This window comes from Collinsella sp. TF08-11AT, assembly GCF_003437035.1.
Lineage (GTDB): Bacteria > Actinomycetota > Coriobacteriia > Coriobacteriales > Coriobacteriaceae > Collinsella.
Genome location: NZ_QSRL01000001.1, coordinates 370,473 through 389,265, shown reverse-complemented (window position 1 = coordinate 389,265; position 18,793 = coordinate 370,473). Strand labels below are relative to the sequence as shown.

Annotated in this window: 18 protein-coding genes; 12 read left to right on the top strand and 6 right to left on the bottom strand. The window is 59.8% G+C overall.

What is annotated here, in order from left to right:
- The first annotated feature begins 4 nt into the window (after window positions 1-4).
- The 10 genes from DXC79_RS01570 to DXC79_RS01525 all read left to right on the top strand — a co-directional run bounded on the left by DXC79_RS01570 (window position 5) and on the right by DXC79_RS01525 (window position 7,367).
- Complete coding sequence (locus DXC79_RS01570; protein ID WP_117629795.1) at window positions 5-349, top strand: type II toxin-antitoxin system RelB/DinJ family antitoxin; 345 nt, start codon at window positions 5-7, stop codon at window positions 347-349.
- Window positions 346-813 carry a PIN domain-containing protein gene (locus tag DXC79_RS01565; protein ID WP_199408615.1) on the top strand — a complete coding sequence of 156 codons (468 nt, stop codon included), beginning with the start codon at window positions 346-348 and terminating at the stop codon, window positions 811-813. The genes DXC79_RS01570 and DXC79_RS01565 overlap by 4 nt, the downstream gene beginning before the upstream one ends.
- Window positions 814-878: 65 nt before the next feature.
- Window positions 879-1,343 (top strand): PTS sugar transporter subunit IIA, encoded by a 465-nt coding sequence (locus DXC79_RS01560; RefSeq protein WP_117634664.1) that lies wholly within the window; start codon window positions 879-881, stop codon window positions 1,341-1,343.
- A gap of 134 nt (window positions 1,344-1,477) precedes the next feature.
- Window positions 1,478-2,698, top strand: coding sequence for a peptidylprolyl isomerase (locus DXC79_RS01555; protein WP_117634662.1), 1,221 nt, complete (start codon window positions 1,478-1,480; stop codon window positions 2,696-2,698).
- A 54-nt stretch (window positions 2,699-2,752) separates the two neighbouring features.
- Window positions 2,753-3,196, top strand: coding sequence for a GatB/YqeY domain-containing protein (locus DXC79_RS01550; RefSeq protein WP_089572631.1), 444 nt, complete (start codon window positions 2,753-2,755; stop codon window positions 3,194-3,196).
- 350 nt (window positions 3,197-3,546) lie between these two features.
- Entirely contained in the window at window positions 3,547-4,278 is a 732-nt protein-coding gene (locus tag DXC79_RS01545) for an amino acid ABC transporter ATP-binding protein (protein WP_055251548.1), read from the top strand.
- 8 nt (window positions 4,279-4,286) lie between these two features.
- A complete protein-coding gene (locus DXC79_RS01540; protein ID WP_117634660.1) occupies window positions 4,287-5,162 on the top strand; it encodes a transporter substrate-binding domain-containing protein in 876 nt (291 codons plus the stop codon).
- Between the two features lie 25 nt (window positions 5,163-5,187).
- Entirely contained in the window at window positions 5,188-5,934 is a 747-nt protein-coding gene (locus tag DXC79_RS01535) for an amino acid ABC transporter permease (protein ID WP_035136546.1), read from the top strand.
- A gap of 3 nt (window positions 5,935-5,937) precedes the next feature.
- Window positions 5,938-6,576, top strand: a complete 639-nt coding sequence (locus tag DXC79_RS01530; RefSeq protein WP_055285379.1) for an amino acid ABC transporter permease — start codon at window positions 5,938-5,940, stop codon at window positions 6,574-6,576.
- 167 nt (window positions 6,577-6,743) lie between these two features.
- Entirely contained in the window at window positions 6,744-7,367 is a 624-nt protein-coding gene (locus tag DXC79_RS01525; protein ID WP_117634658.1) for an AAA family ATPase, read from the top strand.
- Between the two features lie 42 nt (window positions 7,368-7,409).
- Here the strand turns inward: DXC79_RS01525 and DXC79_RS01520 are convergent, their stop codons facing one another.
- Window positions 7,410-8,813 (bottom strand): helix-turn-helix transcriptional regulator, encoded by a 1,404-nt coding sequence (locus DXC79_RS01520; protein ID WP_158550936.1) that lies wholly within the window; start codon window positions 8,811-8,813, stop codon window positions 7,410-7,412.
- Between the two features lie 216 nt (window positions 8,814-9,029).
- On the opposite strand from DXC79_RS01520, the gene DXC79_RS01515 reads away from it, so the two are divergent.
- Both DXC79_RS01515 and DXC79_RS01510 read left to right on the top strand, forming a co-directional pair.
- On the top strand, window positions 9,030-10,646 hold the full coding sequence (locus DXC79_RS01515; RefSeq protein WP_147327463.1) for an LPXTG cell wall anchor domain-containing protein: 1,617 nt from the start codon (window positions 9,030-9,032) through the stop codon (window positions 10,644-10,646).
- Window positions 10,647-10,955: 309 nt separating this feature from the next.
- Window positions 10,956-12,026, top strand: a complete 1,071-nt coding sequence (locus tag DXC79_RS01510; protein ID WP_199408614.1) for an LPXTG cell wall anchor domain-containing protein — start codon at window positions 10,956-10,958, stop codon at window positions 12,024-12,026.
- 404 nt (window positions 12,027-12,430) lie between these two features.
- Here the strand turns inward: DXC79_RS01510 and gltA are convergent, their stop codons facing one another.
- The 5 genes from gltA to DXC79_RS01485 all read right to left on the bottom strand — a co-directional run bounded on the left by gltA (window position 12,431) and on the right by DXC79_RS01485 (window position 18,613).
- Window positions 12,431-13,840: an NADPH-dependent glutamate synthase gene (gene gltA / locus DXC79_RS01505; protein WP_089572633.1), complete on the bottom strand. Its 1,410-nt coding sequence runs from the start codon at window positions 13,838-13,840 to the stop codon at window positions 12,431-12,433.
- A complete protein-coding gene (locus tag DXC79_RS01500; protein WP_117634650.1) occupies window positions 13,831-14,670 on the bottom strand; it encodes a sulfide/dihydroorotate dehydrogenase-like FAD/NAD-binding protein in 840 nt (279 codons plus the stop codon). Before DXC79_RS01500 ends, gltA begins: the two co-directional genes overlap by 10 nt.
- Window positions 14,671-15,042: 372 nt before the next feature.
- Complete coding sequence (pth, locus tag DXC79_RS01495) at window positions 15,043-15,672, bottom strand: aminoacyl-tRNA hydrolase (RefSeq protein ID WP_199408613.1); 630 nt, start codon at window positions 15,670-15,672, stop codon at window positions 15,043-15,045.
- 371 nt (window positions 15,673-16,043) lie between these two features.
- Window positions 16,044-17,171, bottom strand: coding sequence for a hypothetical protein (locus tag DXC79_RS01490; RefSeq protein ID WP_117634648.1), 1,128 nt, complete (start codon window positions 17,169-17,171; stop codon window positions 16,044-16,046).
- A gap of 455 nt (window positions 17,172-17,626) precedes the next feature.
- Complete coding sequence (locus DXC79_RS01485) at window positions 17,627-18,613, bottom strand: ribose-phosphate pyrophosphokinase (protein WP_089573682.1); 987 nt, start codon at window positions 18,611-18,613, stop codon at window positions 17,627-17,629.
- Between the last annotated feature and the right edge of the window lie 180 nt (window positions 18,614-18,793).

Below are 18,793 nucleotides of genomic sequence, written 5' to 3'. Positions count from 1 at the left end.
CGCTATGGGTACAGCAACGGTGCAGCTCAACACGCGAATCGATCCTATGCTCAAGGCTGGTGGCGACGCGGTCCTAACTCGCAATGGATTGGGGGCGAGCGATGCTATTCGTGCGCTTTGGGTCTATCTTGTCGAGCATCAAACGTTGCCGGGATTTATGGTGGCGGATAAGCGCGAGGCGCCCCGTGCGGAGAGCCTGGCCGAGCAGGGGTGTGGCCTAGCTTTTTCCTCGTTGGGGCTAAGCGCTTCGGATTTTGCGCCAGGTGGATCATCTGCGGAAGACTGGGATGCCGTACGAGATGATATGTATGACGCGATGATTGCCGACATCGAGGCGAATTGCCGATGATCGAGGCAAAGCGGCTCTTGGTGGACACGAATGTTTGGCTTGATTACTACCTGCAAGAGGGCGCATTCGACAACGTGAGAAGATTGGTTGAACTGGCCGAAGCGGGAAAGATCGACCTTCTGTACGCGCCAACGACGGCAAAGGACGTGTTCTACATCTTGCCTCGGCGTCTAGCTCGACGGAATGTGAATGGGATTAACGCTTCGTTCGGTCCGGCTGCATGGGCATGCGTCGAGCATATGATGCAGGTGGCAACGGCTTCCCCGCTTTCGATGGCGGAGTGCGAGATGGCGCGCATGCTTGGCAAGCGCATGCCGGACCTCGAGGACAATCTCATTATCGCCTCGGGCGATACGGCGGATGTTGACTACGTAGTCACGAGCGACCGACGCATGTTGGAGACGATGCCCGAGGTATGCTTGACGCCCGCGCGCGCACTCGAGCTCATCGGGATCCTCGGCTAACCTTGCATACCCCGTTTCGCTATCATATTGAGCATTGTGGCCCTCATGCAACTTTGGAGGACGGTATGGCGGATAACGAAGCACTGTTTACGCCTGAGCTGGTGTTTTTTGATTGGGAGTGCGCGACGCCCGCCGAGGTGTTTGCGCGACTCGAAGGCGAACTTGCCCCGCGCGGCTACATCTGCACCGGTTGGCTCGACGCCGTCCGCACGCGCGAGGATGCCTATCCCACGGGCCTTGCCATGCCGGCGGCCAACATCGCCATCCCACACACCGACCCGGGGTTTGTGGCCAAGCCCTATATCGCGGTGGTAAAGCCCGCCGCGCCCGTGACGTTCAATGCTATGGCCGGCATGGGTGCCCCCGTGCCGGCGCAGATCGTCATCAATTTGGGTATTGCCGAGCCGGGCGGCCAGGTCGAGGCCCTGCAAGCGCTCATGAATATCTTTATGGACGCGGACGTCGCAGCCGATGTGCTCGGCCAGACCACGCCCCAAGGCATGGTCGACGCCATCCGCCGCCACTTTTAAAGCCGGCACTTGGGGACTGTCCCTAACTGCCGGCAGAAAAGGAACGTCCCCAAGTGCCAGGGTTGCCCCTTTGTCGCGGGGGCTGCGTTGTGACACAATGGCGTTTGTTCGATTCGTGATGCGAAAGGCCAACTATGGCAAACAAGAAAAAGAACTCCGAGGCCGCACCGACGCCCGAGCAGCAGGCCCGCGCCGCGTCGAGCTCTCGTAAGAAGCAGCGCAAGACGTACGTGTCTAAGACCGTCAAGATCGTTCTGGTGGTCATCGGCGTGCTGGCGATGCTGCTTTCCGTCTCGGCCATGGCATGCTCCGGCCTTATGTCGCAGGCAGAGGATACCTCGGGCTACAAGCTTACCGGCGGTGTGGCTGCCACTATCAACGGCACCAACCTCACCGAGGACACCGTGACAAAGCAGATCATGAGCATGCGCACGTCTTACGGCTACACCAAGGACAAGGACTGGGCGCAGTATCTGGTCGACAACGACCTCACGCCCAAGAAGTACCGCAAGCAACTCATCGACTCCTACACGCAGCAGATTCTGCTTCAACAGGCACAGAAGGAGAACGGCGTGACGGTGTCGGACGAGGAGGTCGAGAAGGCTTGGAAGGACGCGTGCAAGAGCGCGGGCGGTGCCAAGGCCTTTAAGAAGACCCTCAAGACCTACGGCTATACCGAAGACACCTACAAGGATTCGCTCAAGGAGAGTCTGGCGCAGCAGAAACTCAAGGATGCCGTCGCGCCCACGAGCAAGCCCAAGGACAGCGAGATTGTCGATTACATCAACGAAAACCTGTCCAGCTACAACGACGCCCGCCGCTCGTCGAACATCCTGATCAAGGTTGATTCCGACGCTTCCGACGAGGACAAGGCCGCCGCCAAGGCCAAGGCGCAGGAGTGCCTGGACAAGATCAACTCCGGTGAGCTGAGCTTTGAGGACGCCGTTGAACAGTACTCCGAGGACACCGGTTCCAAGGAGAAGAAGGGCGATGTGGGCTGGGATAAGCTCACCACCTTTGTCGACAGCTACCAGACGGCGCTCGAGGGGCTCAACAAGGGCGATGTGAGCGAAGTCGTCGAGTCGACCTATGGTTACCACATCATCAAGTGCACCGACTACTTCCATGTCGATAATCAGGTTGATGACATCAACCAGGTGCCCAAGGCCATCAAAAAGTACGTCTCCAACGTGGTGAAGACGCAAGCGGCCAGCACCGCGTACAGCGAGTGGCTGGAGCAGTACAAGAAGGATGCCGACATCACCGTCAACCCCATGCCCAAAGACGTGCCATACAACGTCAGTCTGAAGGGCGTCACCAAGAGTTCGACCGACGATTCGTCGACGGCTGAGTAATCATGGGGCGGTGCTCGCGCGAGTGCCGCCCACGCTATTAGAGAGGATTTGCAGATGACCAACGAAGAGCTGCAGAAGGAAATGATCGCGGCCATGAAGGCCAAGGACAAGGTTCGCCTGTCCATCATTCGCCAGGTTAAGGCCGAGGTGAAGAATATCGAGGTCAACGAGCGCCGCGATGTGACCGAGGAAGACGTCAACAGCATGATCAAGCGTCTGATCAAGCAGACGAGCGAGACGCTGGAGATGTCCATCAAGGCCGGCACCGACCAAGAGCGTACCGACAACCTGACCGAGCAGGTCAAGATTCTGGAGAGCCTGCTGCCCGCGCAGGTTTCGGGCGAGGAGCTCGAGGCTCTGATTGAGCAGGTCATCGCCGAGCTGGGCGCCACGTCCAAGAAGCAGATGGGCCAGGTCATGGGAGCACTCGGCAAGGTCACCGGCGGCAACTTCGACAAGCCGGCAGCGGCAAAGATCGTTGGAGCCAAACTCGCGTAATTTGTTACGCGGTTTTACCAAACCGCGTAACGGCTCGACGCTGCAAACCCGTACACGCGGCAATCTGACGTTCAATTTCAAGGGCGCGACCGTAAGGTCTGCGCCCTTTCATTTCACGTCACCTTGCTCGCGTGTACGGGTTTTCGCTGACTTATGCTCAACAAGGACGGTTGGGCACTCATTGGGGACGGACTTAAATGAGTGCCCAATGAGCAGGTACTCATTTAAGTCCGTCCCCAATGAGTGGGCGGAAGGTTGCGGGTTCTTTACGGGAATGTAGTGTGGGCTGCGGAAACGTGGTTCTTTCCGTACAATAGTTCAACTCGTGTAAACGCAGGGAAGGGACATTCATGGCAGACATGATCGAGATCAAGCATCTCAACAAGTACTTTGGCGACCTGCATGTGCTCAAAGATATCAACCTCACCGTCAAGCGCGGCGAGAAGCTCGTAATGATCGGGCCTTCCGGCTCGGGTAAGTCGACGCTCATCCGCTGTGTCGATTATCTTGAGGAGCCCACGTCGGGCGAGGTCATCATCGACGGTACGCCGCTCACCAAAAAGAACCACCTGGAGATGGCTCGCAAGTATAGTTCCATGGTGTTTCAGCAGTTCAACCTGTATCCCAACATGACGGTGCTCGGCAACCTGACGCTCGCGCCCATCAAGCTGCAAAAGAAGAGCAAGGAGGAGGCGACCGAGATCGCCATCGCCGCGCTCAAGCGCGTCGGCATGGCGCATAAGGCCGGCGAGTATCCGCAGAATCTCTCGGGTGGTCAGCAGCAGCGCATCGCCATCGCCCGTGCCCTGTGTACCAAGCAGCCCATCATCCTGTTTGACGAGCCGACCTCGGCGCTCGACCCCGAGATGGTCCAGGAGGTTCTGGACGTTATGATTGAGCTTGCGCAGGAGGACATCACCATGATCTGCGTGACGCATGAGATGGGCTTTGCGCGCCAGGTGGCCGACCGCGTCATCTTTATGGAGGACGGCCGCATTCTGGAGGAGGGCACGCCCGAGCACTTCTTCGATAACCCCGAGAACCCGCGCTGCCGCGAGTTCCTGTCCAAGATCCTGCACTAGGCGTGGTGATGGACATGACGGATATGACGAGGGCGGCCGTGTCGCGCCGTCACTTTTTGCAGCTGGCGGGCGCTGGCATGCTCGCGCTGACGGGGACCGCGCTCACCGGTTGCGGTAACTCCGCCGGCGGCGACGGCTCCGACAAGGGCTCCAAGCTTGCGACCATCAAGTCGCGTGGGCACCTGAATGCCGGCGTTAAGAAGGATGTTCCCGGCTACGGCTATTACGACACAGCCAAGGGTCGCTTTGAGGGCATGGAGGTCGATCTGTGCTACCAGATCGCCGCTGCCGTCTTTGGCGTGAGCTACAAGGAGGCCCGCGCCCAGGAGCTGGTCGAGTTTACCGACGTAACGCCCAAGACGCGCGGCCCGCTGATCGACAACGGCCAACTCGATGTGGTCGCGGCGACCTACACCATCACCGACGAGCGCAAGAAGAGCTGGGATTTCTCGACGCCGTATCGCACCGACTACGTGGGCCTCATGGTCAAGAAACGTTCGGGCTTTACCTCGATTGAGGACCTGGACGGCAAGGTCATCGGCGTGAGTCAGGGTGCCACCACGCAGGGCCTGATCGAGCAGATGATCAAGGATAACGGCTTTACCTGCGAGCCCGAATTTAGGGCCTTTAGCGGCTACCCCATCATCAAGAGTTCGCTCGACGCCGGCAATATCGACGTCTTTGCCATGGACCGCTCCACGCTGGCCGGCTACATGAACGAGACTGTCGAGCTACTGCAGCCCGAGGTCAAGTTTGGCGAGCAGGGCTACGGCGTGGCGACCAAGAAGGGCTGCGACCTCTCGGCCGTGGTCGATCAGGTGGTCTGCGATCGCTTGGCCGACGGCTGGCTCGACCAAGAGGTCAAGACCTGGGGTCTTGTATAGGCGCATCGTCCAAGGAAGGAATCAAATGCTCGAAGGATTATTTGACGCCGACCGTTGGTCGACGACATTTCAAAACATGGGGCCCTTCTGGGAGGGCTTTGGCGTGACGCTACAGGTGGTCGTTGCCGGTCTGCTGCTGTCGCTGGTGCTGGGCACGCTGCTGGGTGTGTTCTCTACCACCCGTTCGCGCGTGCTGCGCGCCATAAGCCGCGTATACGTGGAGTTTTACCAGAACACCCCGTTGCCCGTGCAGGTGCTCTTTATGTACATGGCCGGTCCGCAGTTTTTGCAGGCCATAACCGGTGCCGACCAGCCGGTGCGCATCGCGCCGTTCGTGCTGGGCTTCTTGGGCGTGGGCCTGTATCACGCGGCCTACATCTCGGAGGTCATCCGCACCGGTATCGAGGCGGTTCCGCGCGGTCAGATGGAGGCGGCGCAGAGCCAGGGCTTCACCCGTGCGCAGGCGTACTGGTACATCGTGCTGCCCCAGACATTCAAGATCATTCTGCCGCCGCTGTGTAACCAGGCACTCAACCTAGTCAAGAACACGTCGGTGCTGGCGCTTGTGGCCGGCGGCGACCTTATGTACCGTTCCGACAACTTTGTGAGTCTGTACGGGTACCTGCAGGGATACATCGTCTGCTGCCTTATGTACTTCATCATCTGCTTTCCGCTCGCCATGCTGGTGCAGTGGCTCGAGCGCCGCTCCAAGGAGCGTCCGCGCGGCGTGAGCCTCGCCGAGCTGGGGCTCGACAACGTAGAGGAGGCCTAGCGCATGGAAATCTTCAACGCGACCAACCTGCTCTACATTTGGGGCGGCTTTGTTAAGACAATCGAGATCTCGGCGCTGTCGATCTTTTTCTCGCTCATCTTTGGCACGGTGCTGGCGCTTGTTAAAAGCTATGCGCCCCGCCCGTTCCGTATTTTGGTGAGCGCCTATATCGAGCTGTTCCGTTGCACGCCGAACCTGCTGTGGATTCTGTTTATCTACTTTACGGTGCAGGGTTTGGACATCGTGATTTCGACCATCGCCTTTACGCTGTTTACCAGCGCCGTTATGGCCGAAATTGTGCGCGGCGGTCTCAACTCGATTCCGCGCGGCCAGTTTGAGGCGGCACAGAGCCAGGGCTTTGGCTTCTTTGCCACCATGCGCTACATCATTCTGCCGCAGACGTTTAAGACGATCATTCCGGCGCTGTTTAGCCAGTGCACGACCGTCATTAAGGACAGCTCGTATCTTTCGGGCATTAACGTGGCCGAGCTCATGTACACGGCAAACGTTGTGATGGCCCACGCGATTGATCTGTCGCAGGTGCTTATGCTCTACGGACTGGTGTTTGCGATGTACTTTGTGCTCAACTTTGGTATCTCGCTGCTGGTCCGAGCTTACCAACGCCGCATCGTAGCCGCATAGCCTGGCTTTCCCTGGCACCCAACCTTGGCCTTCAAACCGTCGCTCGCGTACCAAAGTACGCGTCGCTCCTCTTTCAGGCCAATCTTGGGCACCAGGAAAACCCAGGTACGGTATCGTGGGAATAAGAGATAAACAGCCCTTTTCTCATTTGTTAGAAAGGAATCGCGATGAGCGATCTGGAGAACAAGAAGAATCCTGTGGTCATTACCATCGCGCGCGATTTTGGTGCCGAGGGCCACGAGATTGGCCGAATGCTTGCCAACGAGCTGGGGATTCCGCTGTACGACAACGAACTGCTGGTGCGTGCGTCGCTGCGTGCGGGCGAGTCGCTCGACAAGATGGCCGCCTACGACGAGCGCCTGGCTGTGGAGAACATGGCGTTTCTGCCCGACCGCTACGATGCCCGTTCGTACTCGGACAAGCTATTCCAAAAGATGAGCCAGGTGATTTTGGACTTGGGTGAGACCGAGAGCTGCATTATCGAAGGCCGTCTGTCCGATTACCTGCTGCGTAACAACCCCAACCACATTGCCGTGTTGGTGACCGCACCCTTTGAGGACCGCGTCGAGATCGTGCGCAAGAAGCGCGGCCTCAACAAAAAGAAGGGCGCCAAACTGGTCAAACAGCAGCAGAAGGCGCGTGAGGCGTTCTATAAGCGCTACAGCGCCGGAAAGTGGAAGATGACGAGCGGTAAAGACATCGTCGTCAACCGCGCCAAGCTGGGCCGCGAAGGCTGCAAAGACGTTATCGCCGCTGCCTACCGCTACAAAGTCGCCCAGCTCGAAGCCTAGCCAATCAAAACCACCACAAAGGCACCTTCGTGGTGGTTTGTTTTAGGCGGAGGGGAAGGCCTTGGTGAGACCGGCGCGCGTCTGCGTGCCGGTCTTTTGATAAATGGAACTCAGGTGGCGCTGCACCATGCGCATCGAGATACCAAGCTCCTCGGCGACCTGTTTGAGCGGGCGCTCATCTTGGGTCACAGCCACCAGCACGTCAACTTCGCGTGGGGTGAGAGCGTGATCGGTGATGAAGACCTGACGCTGCTCCTCGATACTCGGTGCTGCCAGCGCCTCCTCGGCAAGCTGTTGATGTTCGCGCTCCTGCTCGGTTTGGGGTAGGCGGAACAGGCCGGCTGCCACAAATGCCGCGCAGGCGGCGACGAGCAAAACGAGCGCACCGATCATGATGAGAGCAACATTGCCCGAGGTCACAAGCGCAAGCGAGACGCCCGACGTGGTGAACGCGCACACGTTATTGGCGGCGCGTCCCATGCCGGCCCAGAAGGCGGGCGCGTGCATGCGCGGTGCCAGCTGAGTAAACGTGGCAGTAAAGAACGTGACGAAAAAGCCCGAACTCAGGTAAAAGACAATGAGGCCCAGGTTGGGATTGGCTCCTGCTTCGACGGCTAAGATCGAAATAGTGGAGAGTACCGTGACGCCGAACATGACGAGTCCCATGTAGCGACGCTCGGCAAGATCAAAGATAAGACCGGCGGCAAGACCGCTCGCTGCCAAAAAGAGGCGCGGCCAGGTCTGCACGGCGATGGTGCCGTGGGCGTTGGAGAACGTGACCACGTTATCGAGAGTAGAGAACAGACAGGCCAGAATCATGACGAGCGCGATGCTCCAACACGCCTGCTTGGCAAGGGCGTGCGATGGCTCAACAAGGGGATTGATGACGGGGCTGGAGCTCTCAGCAGCCTTTTGGGGAACGACGCTGAGGGCGGAGATGACGATCGTCGCTGTGCCAAGGACGATGAGCTCTGCGATGCCGCCGCAATTGAGCAGGTTGATGGCGAACTGCATCAGGATGCCCGCGGCATAGGCTGCTCCCGCACCGGTGGCGAGCTTGGGATCGTCTTGGAATGTCGTTGCGAAGGCATGGTGTGCCGCGCCACCCAGTAGGCCGAGCCCGAGGAATGCGAGGCATCCCAGAATCTCGAGCGCAAGCGGGCTCGTGGGGGACTGAATCTGAGTTAACCCCAAGATGGCGATGGGGACGGCGGCGCTGACAACTGCCCGAGGCCGGCCTTTGCGCTGTGCGAGCCCGAGCAGCGGCGCGTATCCGATAAAGCCGAGCACGCTCGCACCTAGAATAAAGCCCTGTGCGAGCACAACACGTTCGGCGCCGGCGAGTAGCCCGACATTGACGTCGAAACGAAACTCGGCGGCAAGGAAGGCGAAAGTGAAGAGCGCGAGTGCCAGAAGCGCGTTGATTTTAGGCCTGCTCAGGTTCAAGGACGGTCCTTTGGGTGGACGAATGATTGTGCCCTCGATTGTAGACCATGGCGGTAGGGGTGGGCCTTTCGGGGGGGGGCGGGGTGCGCCTGGCAATCGCATGCTCGTTGCCTTTTGCGCTGGCAGATGCGCCACTTGAGAATTTGTGCCCCGGGATCCGGCTATCTTCCCGTAACATGGTGTTACAGAAGCACCCCTTACGACAAGGAGGCTTACATGCGAAAGCAAATCCATGACAACCCAATCGACCGCGCCCGTGCGTGCTCGCTCTCCCACGGAACATGGCGCCGCGTGGGCGTAAAACTCGCCTGCGCGGGGGCCTGTGTGCTCATGGTCGGCCAGTTGTTGCTGCCGAGCGTGGCGCTCGCCGCCGAGTGGGTCAGCGTCGGCGGCACGCAGTACAACAGGGGCACTGCCGCCGGCGACGATGCCGGAACCTGGTCCTGGGACGGCGCCGACGACATGAAGCTCAACGGCTACGACGGTGCTGGCATCAGTGCTCAGGGAAACCTCACTATCGGCGTGGCTGGCAATAACACCATCACGGCCGACGCCGGGCAGAGTGCCATTGCTGTTAAGAACGGTAGCCTTGCCATTACCGGCGACGGCACCCTGAATGCGACGGCTCAGACCGATGTGATTGCGGCGGAAGGCGACGGCAATGCGGGCGGCGATGTGACCATTAGCGGCGCCAACGTCAACGTGACGGCTTCGGGCGCAGCGGGCAAGGCGACGGGCATTCGCGCGACGGCCGGCAACGTGACGATCGATAAGGGCGCCGATGTCAAAATCGAGGCAAAATCGGCAGAAGGATCTTGGCGTCCAGCGGAGGGCATCTACGGTATCTTTGCCGATAACATTCCCAACAGACACGCTGCTCAGGAAGGCGAGCAGGAAGAGCCGGATTCCGCTTACGAGCGCGGTGCCGATGTCACCATCGATGCCGCCAGTCTGTCGATCAAGACAGCCGATGCCTGGCAGGTTTCCGCGTGCATCAATACGGTCGGTATCAAGAAGAATACCCTCATGAAAATTATCAACGGAGCCGATGTCGCGCTTTCCGCCGGCAGTGCGGCTTCGCTCTCGGCGGGCATCAGCGCACGTTCGCAAGGCGGTGCGGTGTGGATGCTTGTCGAGGAGTCGAATCTTACGTCTCGAAGCCTGTCTGCTGCAAACGGCATCGATGCCGCCCGCAATCAAAGTTTTGGAATCATGGCAGAGGCAAACACCGGTTCAGAAACGCCTCGTATCAAGATTCGCAAATCGAAAATTGAAGCTTCGGGCGCGACTGCGGGAATCTATGCGATCAACCGCAACGTCGCGAATGCGACACTGTTCCGTGCCGCGATGATTGATTTGAGCGTGAACGATTTGCGCGGGAGCGCGACGATTACGACTCCGATGGATGGTGCCGTGCGCGATGTGAAAAAGGTTGTCGATGCAGGGCAATGGCCGAGTTCCCAGAACGGGCAGGTCGTCGGTGTTGCCGGTTCGTCTGCGATTACGGATATCGTCGGTTCTTCTGAGGTCGCCCATGATGTAGTGATTGGTTTTGGAGACGGGCAGGAGCCGGAGCCGACGCCGGACCCCGAGCCGACTCCGGAGCCCGATCCCATGCCAAGTCCCGAGCAGAAGCCTGACCTCAAGCCCGTAGATAAGGACGCAAAGACCACCACGACCGTTGCGACCAAGACTGCTGCCGGAGCCAAAAACACTTCCGGTGTTCTGGCCGCCACGGGTGACAACGCCGCGACGACGGCGGCGGCCCTCGGCATTGCCGGTGCGTCCGTCATCGGCGCCGGCTTCGTCGCGTCCAAGCGCCGCAGCAGCTAGCATTAGCTTTCACAGCCATTTTCATCCGCTGTGTGGGCATAAGTGTCTTCGCGGCAGCTTTTTGTATTTTCGTAGGTAACAGCCTGGGCTCGCATGTACGAACCTAGGCGTACGGGGCCATTTGGCGCATCTTGGTTGTACAGGACCACCGCAAAGGGACAGGCGCCTTTGTAGTGGCGTTAATCCTTCGATTAGGGAGGCCGTTATGAACGGAAGCCACTTTGATAAGCAAACCCAGCGCGAGCGCGCTTGCTCGCTCGTTCACGGTACTTGGCGTTGCGTGGGCGTGAAGATTGCCAGCGTCGGTGCGTGCGCGCACTCATGATCGTCCAGCTACTGCTGCCGAGCGTGGCGCTCGCGACCGAGTGCGCGGATTCCGCCGCCGCGACGGGCGAGGTTGCCGCGGCTCTGGTGACGCCGGCAGTTGCGGAGGATGCGGCTCCGGCGACCACGCCTGCAACCGACGCTGCTCTGGCGGCACAAACTGTCGCCGAACCTCAGCAGACGACTCCGGCTGACGCCGCCGATGAGTCTAACAATGCGGCACCCGCTGAACAAAACAATCCCAGCGACAACGCCGCCGCGCCGGCAAACGACGCCATTACGTCGCATGGTGTGACCGACGTGACAGATAAGACCGTCGATGGCGTGTTTGCGCCCAATGCGGCCAATATGCTGTGCGAGCAGCCGGTTGATGATTGGCAAACTATCGACGTTATCGAGATTGACGACGCCACCACCATCTTTAGGGCGGGCGATAAACCGGACTTTACGGCAGACACTCCGGCGGGCTCGAACTCCATTCTTCAGTGTGAGTTCTGGACGGGCAGCGATGGCAGTGAAGTGAACTCCGATATATTCTGGGACCGGAAAATCACCAACCACATCGACGCTTTTAAATCTGGTGTGACCTATCGCTATGGCCTGTACTTTAAGCCGGCGTGGGATTTCTTCTTTACGTCTAACATTAAACTGATGGTCAATGGCGTGGAGTGCAGTTATCGGGTGGATAAGGCAAGCGAGCATGCGCCTGTTCCCGGCTTGTTCCGTACGCTATGGCTAATCACCGACCTGACGTTTACGCCCGAGGCTAAGCCGGTCCCGGTCGACCCGGAGATGCCGGCGCCGCAGCCCGAGGTGAAGCCCGAGGTGAAGCCCGAGCAGAAGCCGGGGATCAAACCGGAGGTCAAGCCTGCCGTAACGTCAGCTAAGACGATTACGGTGACCAAAACGGTCGCCAAGGCCGCTCCGGCCGAGAAAGCCGACACCGCCCTGGCCGCCACGGGCGATAGCGCCGCGATGACGGTCGCCGCCCTGGGCATCGCCGGCGCAACCGTTACCGCGGCAGGCATCGCTGCGACCAAGCGCCGCAAGCGTTAGGTTTTGGCGACGGCGCCCATCCTCGGCTTCAGCACAATCTCAATCTGTAACACCAGGCGGGATATTTAGCCTCTAACTGTTACAGATTGAGATGAACTGTTCGGCCGCCAACCTAACATCTCGATCTATAACACGTAGCGGGATATTTAACCTCTAACTGTTACAGATTGAGACAAAGCGGAGGCGGTTGGAGCAATATCTTGATCTGTAACAACTACGAGGCTCAACAGGGTCTGGCTGTTACAGATTGAGACAAACGTCGGAATTGGTTCGCCGGCCAAGTCCCCGACCACCACAAAGGTGCATGTCCCCTTTGTGGTGATGGGTTGGCCGGCATAAAAAAGTCCCCGCCGGGCGTGTGCTCGACGGGGACCTTGCCGTTTGGTGGCTAGCACTGCAGGTGATTACTCGCCCAGCAGGCTCTTGGTGATGGAAGCGGCGGCCTTCTTGCCGGCGCCCATCGCCAGAATGACCGTAGCGGCACCGGTGACGATGTCGCCGCCGGCCCAGATGCGGGGATCGGTGGTCTGGCCGGTCTCCTCGTCGGCAACGATGTAGCCCCACTTGTTGAGCTCCATCTTGCCGCCGATCTTGGCAGCGAAGGGGTTGGCGTTGGTGCCGATAGCCGAGATCGCGACGTCGCAGGGGATCTCCTCGATGGCGCCCTCGATGGGCACCGGGCGACGACGGCCGGACTCGTCAGGCTCGCCGAGCTCCATCTTCTGGACCTTGACGGCGCACACGGAGCCGTCCTCGCCAGCGACAAACTCGAGCGGGGAGACGAGCGGCAGAACCTCGACGCCCTCGGCCTTGGCGTGGTGCAGCTCGGCGCGACGGCAGGGCATCTCGTCCTCGGTACGACGGTAGGCGATGATGGCGTGCTCGGCACCCAGGCGCTTGGCGGTACGGACGGCGTCCATAGCCACGTTGCCGCCACCAAAGACGACGACGTTCTTGCCGTGCTTGGTGGGGGTGTCGTACTCGGGGAACTTGTTGGCCTTCATCAGGTTCACGCGGGTGAGGTACTCGTTAGCGAAGAAGACGTTGGGCAGGTTCTCGCCGGGGACGTTGAGGAACTTGGGCAGGCCAGCGCCGGTCGCCACGTAGATGGCGTCGAAGCCCTGCTCGAACAGCTCCTCGGCCGTGGCCATGTTGCCCACGACGGAGTTGTACTCAAACTTGACGCCCATGTCCTCCAGGCCGTCGATCTCGCGCTTGACGACTGCCTTGGGCAGACGGAACTCGGGGATGCCGTAGACCAGCACGCCGCCGCCGGTGAAGAAAGCCTCGAAGACGGTGACGTCAAAGCCGTTGCGGGCGAGCTCGCCGGCACAGGTGATGCCGGACGGGCCGGAGCCGACGACGGCGACCTTCTTGCCGTTCTTGGGGGCCATCTTGGGCGTGGAGGCGAGTTCGGGGCGATCACCCAGGAAGCGCTCGAGCTGGCCGATAGCCACGGGCTCGGACTTCTTGCCACGGATGCACTTACCCTCGCACTGGTTCTCCTGCGGGCAGACGCGGCCGCAGATGGCGGGAAGCATGGAGTCCTCGCGGATGGTATCGAGAGCGCCGCCGAAGTCCTTCGCGCGGATCTGCTCGATAAAGCGGGGGATGTTGATGTTGACGGGGCAGCCCTCAACACAGAACGGCTTCTTGCAGTTGAGGCAGCGCTCGGCCTCGGCCAGCGCCATCTCCTCGGTGAAGCCCTTGTCGACGGGGCGGAAGTCGCAGGCGCGCTCGGCAGCCGGCTCCTCGTTATCGGGGGTGCGGGGCGACTTCATATCGGCAACGAAACGACCGTTAACTAGTGGCATGCGCAGCTCTTTTCCTCATAGGCCTTGAGGGACTCGCCCTCTTCGGAACGGTAAGCGGCCTGGCGGGCACGAAGGTCATCCCAGTCGACCAGGGTGGCATCGAAGTCGGGGCCGTCGACGCAAGCGAACTTGGTCACGCCGCCCACCTCGACGCGGCAGCAGCCGCACATACCGGTGCCGTCAACCATGATGGGGTTGAGCGACGCGGTGATGGGGGTGTCGTACTTCTGGGCGGTGAGGGTCGAGAACTTCATCATCGGAACGGGGCCGACGCAGAAGACCTGGCTCACGGCCTTGTCCTGCAGCAGGCGCTCCAGCGGAGCGGTGACAACGCCCTGCTCGCCGTAGGAGCCGTCGTCAGTGGTGATGTGGATGTGGTCCTCGTCGAGGAGCTCGCGGAACTGGTCCTCCATGAGCAGGAGGTCCTTGGTGCGGGCGCCCATGATGGCGTGCACCTCGTGACCGGTCTCGACCAGGTGCTTGGCGACCGGGAAGGCAATTGCCAGGCCGACGCCGCCGCCAATGACGGCGCAGGGGCCCTCAGCCATCTCGGTGGGAACGCCCAGCGGGCCCACGACATCGCGCAGCGACTCGCCGGCCTCGTAGGTGGACAGCATCTCGGTGGTCTTGCCGATCACCATGAAGATGAACTCGACCCAGCCCTCGTCAGCGTTCCAGCCGGCCAGGGTAAACGGGACGCGCTCGCCCGTCTCGTTGGCGCGGACCATGAGGAACTGTCCAGCGTGCGCATGCTTGGCGATTGCGGGCGCCTCGATGCGGAACTTGAACACCTTCTCCGAGAACTGCGTCTTCTCCAGGATCTTATACATAGAACCCCTCTCTTGTTAGGGCCGCCGAACCGTGCCTCCACGGAAATGGACGGTAGCCCGAATAAAACCGTACGCGCACAGGCGTTGTGCAGACATACGGTACAAATTATACCCTCATGGACATGCTGTTTACGTGCGTCTTCGGCGGTTGGGAAAAGGGCTTATCCACTTCGTCCTACCAAATAGGGATAGGTTTATTTTGGTCGGTTTTATCAGGCAAAACGGCAAAGGGGGCCGGCCTCGGGTTGTGATGAGGCCGGCCCCCTTTGGGGTGTTATGCGTGTATGGCAGCGCGGGGTTTATTGCGATGCGGCCACCGCGGCGTTTCCGCAGATAAAACCTGCCAAAATTAACATCCCTAAACGGTAGGTTTTAGTGCTTGCCGTTGGCGGAGGCGGCGCCGTTGACGTGGTCGCGGGCATAGATCACGCCGTGCACGATGGCCAGGCCGGCGGCGTCGGCGGCGCGGGCGCAGGTGTCCTGGAAGTCATCGGCCTCGCGGGCGCGCAGCTGTTTGAGCACATAGTCTGCCACGGCCATCTTGCCGGGAGGGTTGCCGATGCCGGTGCGGATACGGCTAAAGTCGCGGCTGCCCATCTTGTCGATGATGGAGCGCAGACCGTTGTGACCGGCATGGCCTCCGCCCACCTTGACGCGCACGTCACCGGCGGGAATGTCGAGCTCGTCGTGAATCACGAGCAGCTCCTCGGCCTTGATCTTGTACTCGCGGCAGAGCTTGGAGATGGGGCCACCCGAGGTATTCATATACGACTGCGGCTTGACCAGCACGATCTGGCGCTTGCCGCCCTCTTCCTCGGCATCGTTGATGTTGATGAGCGCGACCTCGGCGCCGGCCTGGTTTTTCCAGTACGTGACGCCGGCCTGACGGGCCAGCTCGTCAATCGCCTTAAAGCCGGCGTTGTGGCGGGTCTCGGCATATTCCTCGCCAGGGTTGCCAAGTCCGGCAACCATGCGAATCTTAAGCGGCTGTGCAGCTGCCATGTGCTTCCTTTCGTCGATTTATCGTCTGCTATGGTGAGCGACCCCGTTGCCGCTGTCAAATGGAGGGCGATTGAGGTGAGTTGAGGGCGATTGAGGTGAGTTGAGGGCGTTTGAGCGGTTGCAGGAAACCGGGGTGGACAGTTAGTTCAGATTTGTATAAAGCAAGAGGCTCTCGGCTGCCAAAATCGGAGACATGGAGCCGTTTCGGTGCTTTGGGGCGCACGTTTTGCGCTATTTCGAAGCCATTCGAGCCTTAAAATGAGGTGATTGGCCCCGAGATGGCAGCAAAGCGCCTTGAAATAAGCCGTCTGTTTATACAAATCTGAACTAACTGTCCAGCCTTGCTCGGCGATGTTGTCGAGATACGCTTTCTAGACCGGCGCGAGGCCGATTCCGGCCCGAAGAGCGTTGAGCCATGCAGCTTGACGCTTGCGATAGCCCTTGATGCGATAGCGGAATCGAATACCGGCAAGTCGATGCATCGTCTGGGCGAAGGCTTCGAGTGCAACAAGGTCTTTCATTTGGTCGCGATTGATAACCAGAACGTGAACGCCCATGGCTTTAAGGCCGTTGTTGCGGTTTCCGTCGTGGATGCGAGCGTTCTGGAGCTCGTGCCCAATTCCGTTGTATTCGTTGTCGACTCCTGCGGCCGGACAATATAAGTCGCAGATGGCATAGGGGATGCCCGAGGACATGTTGACTGCAAGGGTGTCGAAGTCGATTCGATAGTTGAGCAGCAGACCTCCCATGGGCAGGCTGCAACATCCGAATCCGCCAAAACGCATGGGTGCGCCTAGGACGGCGAACATTAAGGATTCCGCTGGGGATGCGGATCCGGCTCGGGCGAGCCTGACGGCCGTGCGAAACGAGGCGTAGGAGCTGCTTTTGGCAAACTGTGCGACTGCCTCGAGCTCTTTTATGGTTGTAGCAGGCTCGCATTTGTAGTGTGCCTGCTCGTAGCGGGTTTCGTTTTGTTTTTCGGCTGCCGGTTGGTCGCCCTGGCAATCAAGATCGTCCAGCACTTTGAAGCTATCGGCCTTGGGCCACGTGTCGTCATGGGCGATGGGATAGGTTGCCTCGGGCGGGAGGGAGTAAGAGCCGAGTAGCTCCATGAGAAGCATCAGGACCTTGGCTACGGGCTCATTCCTAGAGTACAACATGGCTGTCATGGCGGGAGACGTTGCGTAGATGTCGGCTTCGATGTGCATGATTGCCCCTGCGGGAAGCGGGGCGGTGATGGAGTGCTGGAGAAGGCGTTCGTCGGGGCGTCTGTTGTTACCATCCGCAACAAGGAGGTCTAAGCGCTCGGAGTCGTCTTCGTTCCAGGCATCAAGCATCGAAAGAGCCGCAAAGTCTATGGCGTCTTTATTGGGAACGCAGCCCGCAAGGGCTTGTGCTTGTTGTTCGGCGTTGATGGCGCTCCAGGGAAGCGCAGAGTACGCCCGTCGAGCGCGGCGAATTGCGCGGAGGGCGGAGAAATGTGAGATCACGGCGGTCATAGCTATAAGGTACTCAGCCGTTGGCGAAATGATATGGCTGTGCCGTTCTTTTCGCTCAAAGGAGCGTCGTGTGCCGCGGACGGTAGCGCGATTGTGCGAGGGGCCTTGAAAAACGGAGCGCGGGGCGCTGGTTTGGCCTTGAAGGTATGGACCGAGATGGGTGCTGGACAGTTAGTTCAGATTTGTATAAAACGACCGGGGCATTTTGCCATTACTGAAGGGTTCAGTGGGCAAAATGGAGCAAATGACATAGTGAAGACGTCCGCTAGAAGAGAGATTGGCCAATATTATGCCGACAAGAGGGCTTTTGGCGTATCAAGTGACCCGTGTGAGCGCTCAGAAAAATACAAATTTGAACTAACTGTCCAAGGCGGGTTGGCGAGGAATAGAAAGGGGGTCGGAAGCGAACTTCCGACCCCCTTTGAAACATCAAAGATGATGCGATGTGCGTTGGATTACAGCGCGAAGTCGCCGCCGACGAGCGTGGAGACGGGCTCCTCGTGGTAAACGGCGGAGATGGCCTGAGCGAACTCCTCGGCGACCGAGATAGTCTTGATCTTGCCGCCGACCTCGACGGGGATGGCGTCGGTGACGACGCACTCGACGATGGGGGCATCGTTCAGGCGCTCGATGGCCGGACCGGAGAAGATGCCGTGGGTGGCGCAGACGTAGATGTCGCCGGCGCCCATAGCCTTGAGCTCCTTGACGTTGGCGCACAGGGTGCCAGCGGTGTCGATCATGTCGTCGTTGATGATGCAGGTCTTGCCCTTGATGTCACCGATGATGCCCATGACCTCGGCGGCGTTGTGGCGCGGACGGCCCTTGTGGGCGATGGCCAGGTCGCAGCCGAGCATGTCGGACAGCTTCTTGGCGGCCTTGGCGCGACCCACGTCGGGGGAGACGACAACCAGGTTGTCGGTGTCGAAGTGCATGTCGTTGTAGTACTGGCCAAATAGCGGCAGTGCGGACAGGTGGTTAACCGGGATATCGAAGAAGCCCTGGATCTGGCCCTGGTGCAGGTCGAGGGTGATGATGCGGTTGACGCCGGCACGCTCGAGCAGGTTGGCGACGAGGCGGGCGGTGATGGGCTCGCGCGGGCCGGCCTTGCGGTCCTGGCGGGCATAGCCGTAGTGGGTGATAACGGCGGTGATGGAGCGGGCGGATGCGCGCTTGGCAGCGTCGGTGGCGATGAGCAGCTCCATGAGCATGTCGTTGACGTTGCCGCCGGCCACGGACTGAATCAGGAAGACGTCGGCGCCGCGGACGGTCTCGTCGTAGCGGGCGTAAATCTCACCATTGGCGAACTGCTTTAGCGTAAGGCCCGAAAGCTCGACCCCAAGGTACTCAGCGATCTTCTGAGCGAGGGGACGGTTGGAGGAACCGGAATACACGCGGATGGACTTGCGCATATTCTCCGACTTCTCGGGATCATTAATCGGCATTACCCTTCTCCTTTATATCGAATGCCATATAGATGCCTTGTTGCATTGTAACCGTGCGGCGGGGTTTATCGGGTCTTGATAACGTCTTTACCGTCAACGGACACGAACCGACCACTCATCCGGTCGCGCAGGTCACGATAGAAAAAAGGAGCCGTCCCCATGGAACAGCTCCTTTTGTGC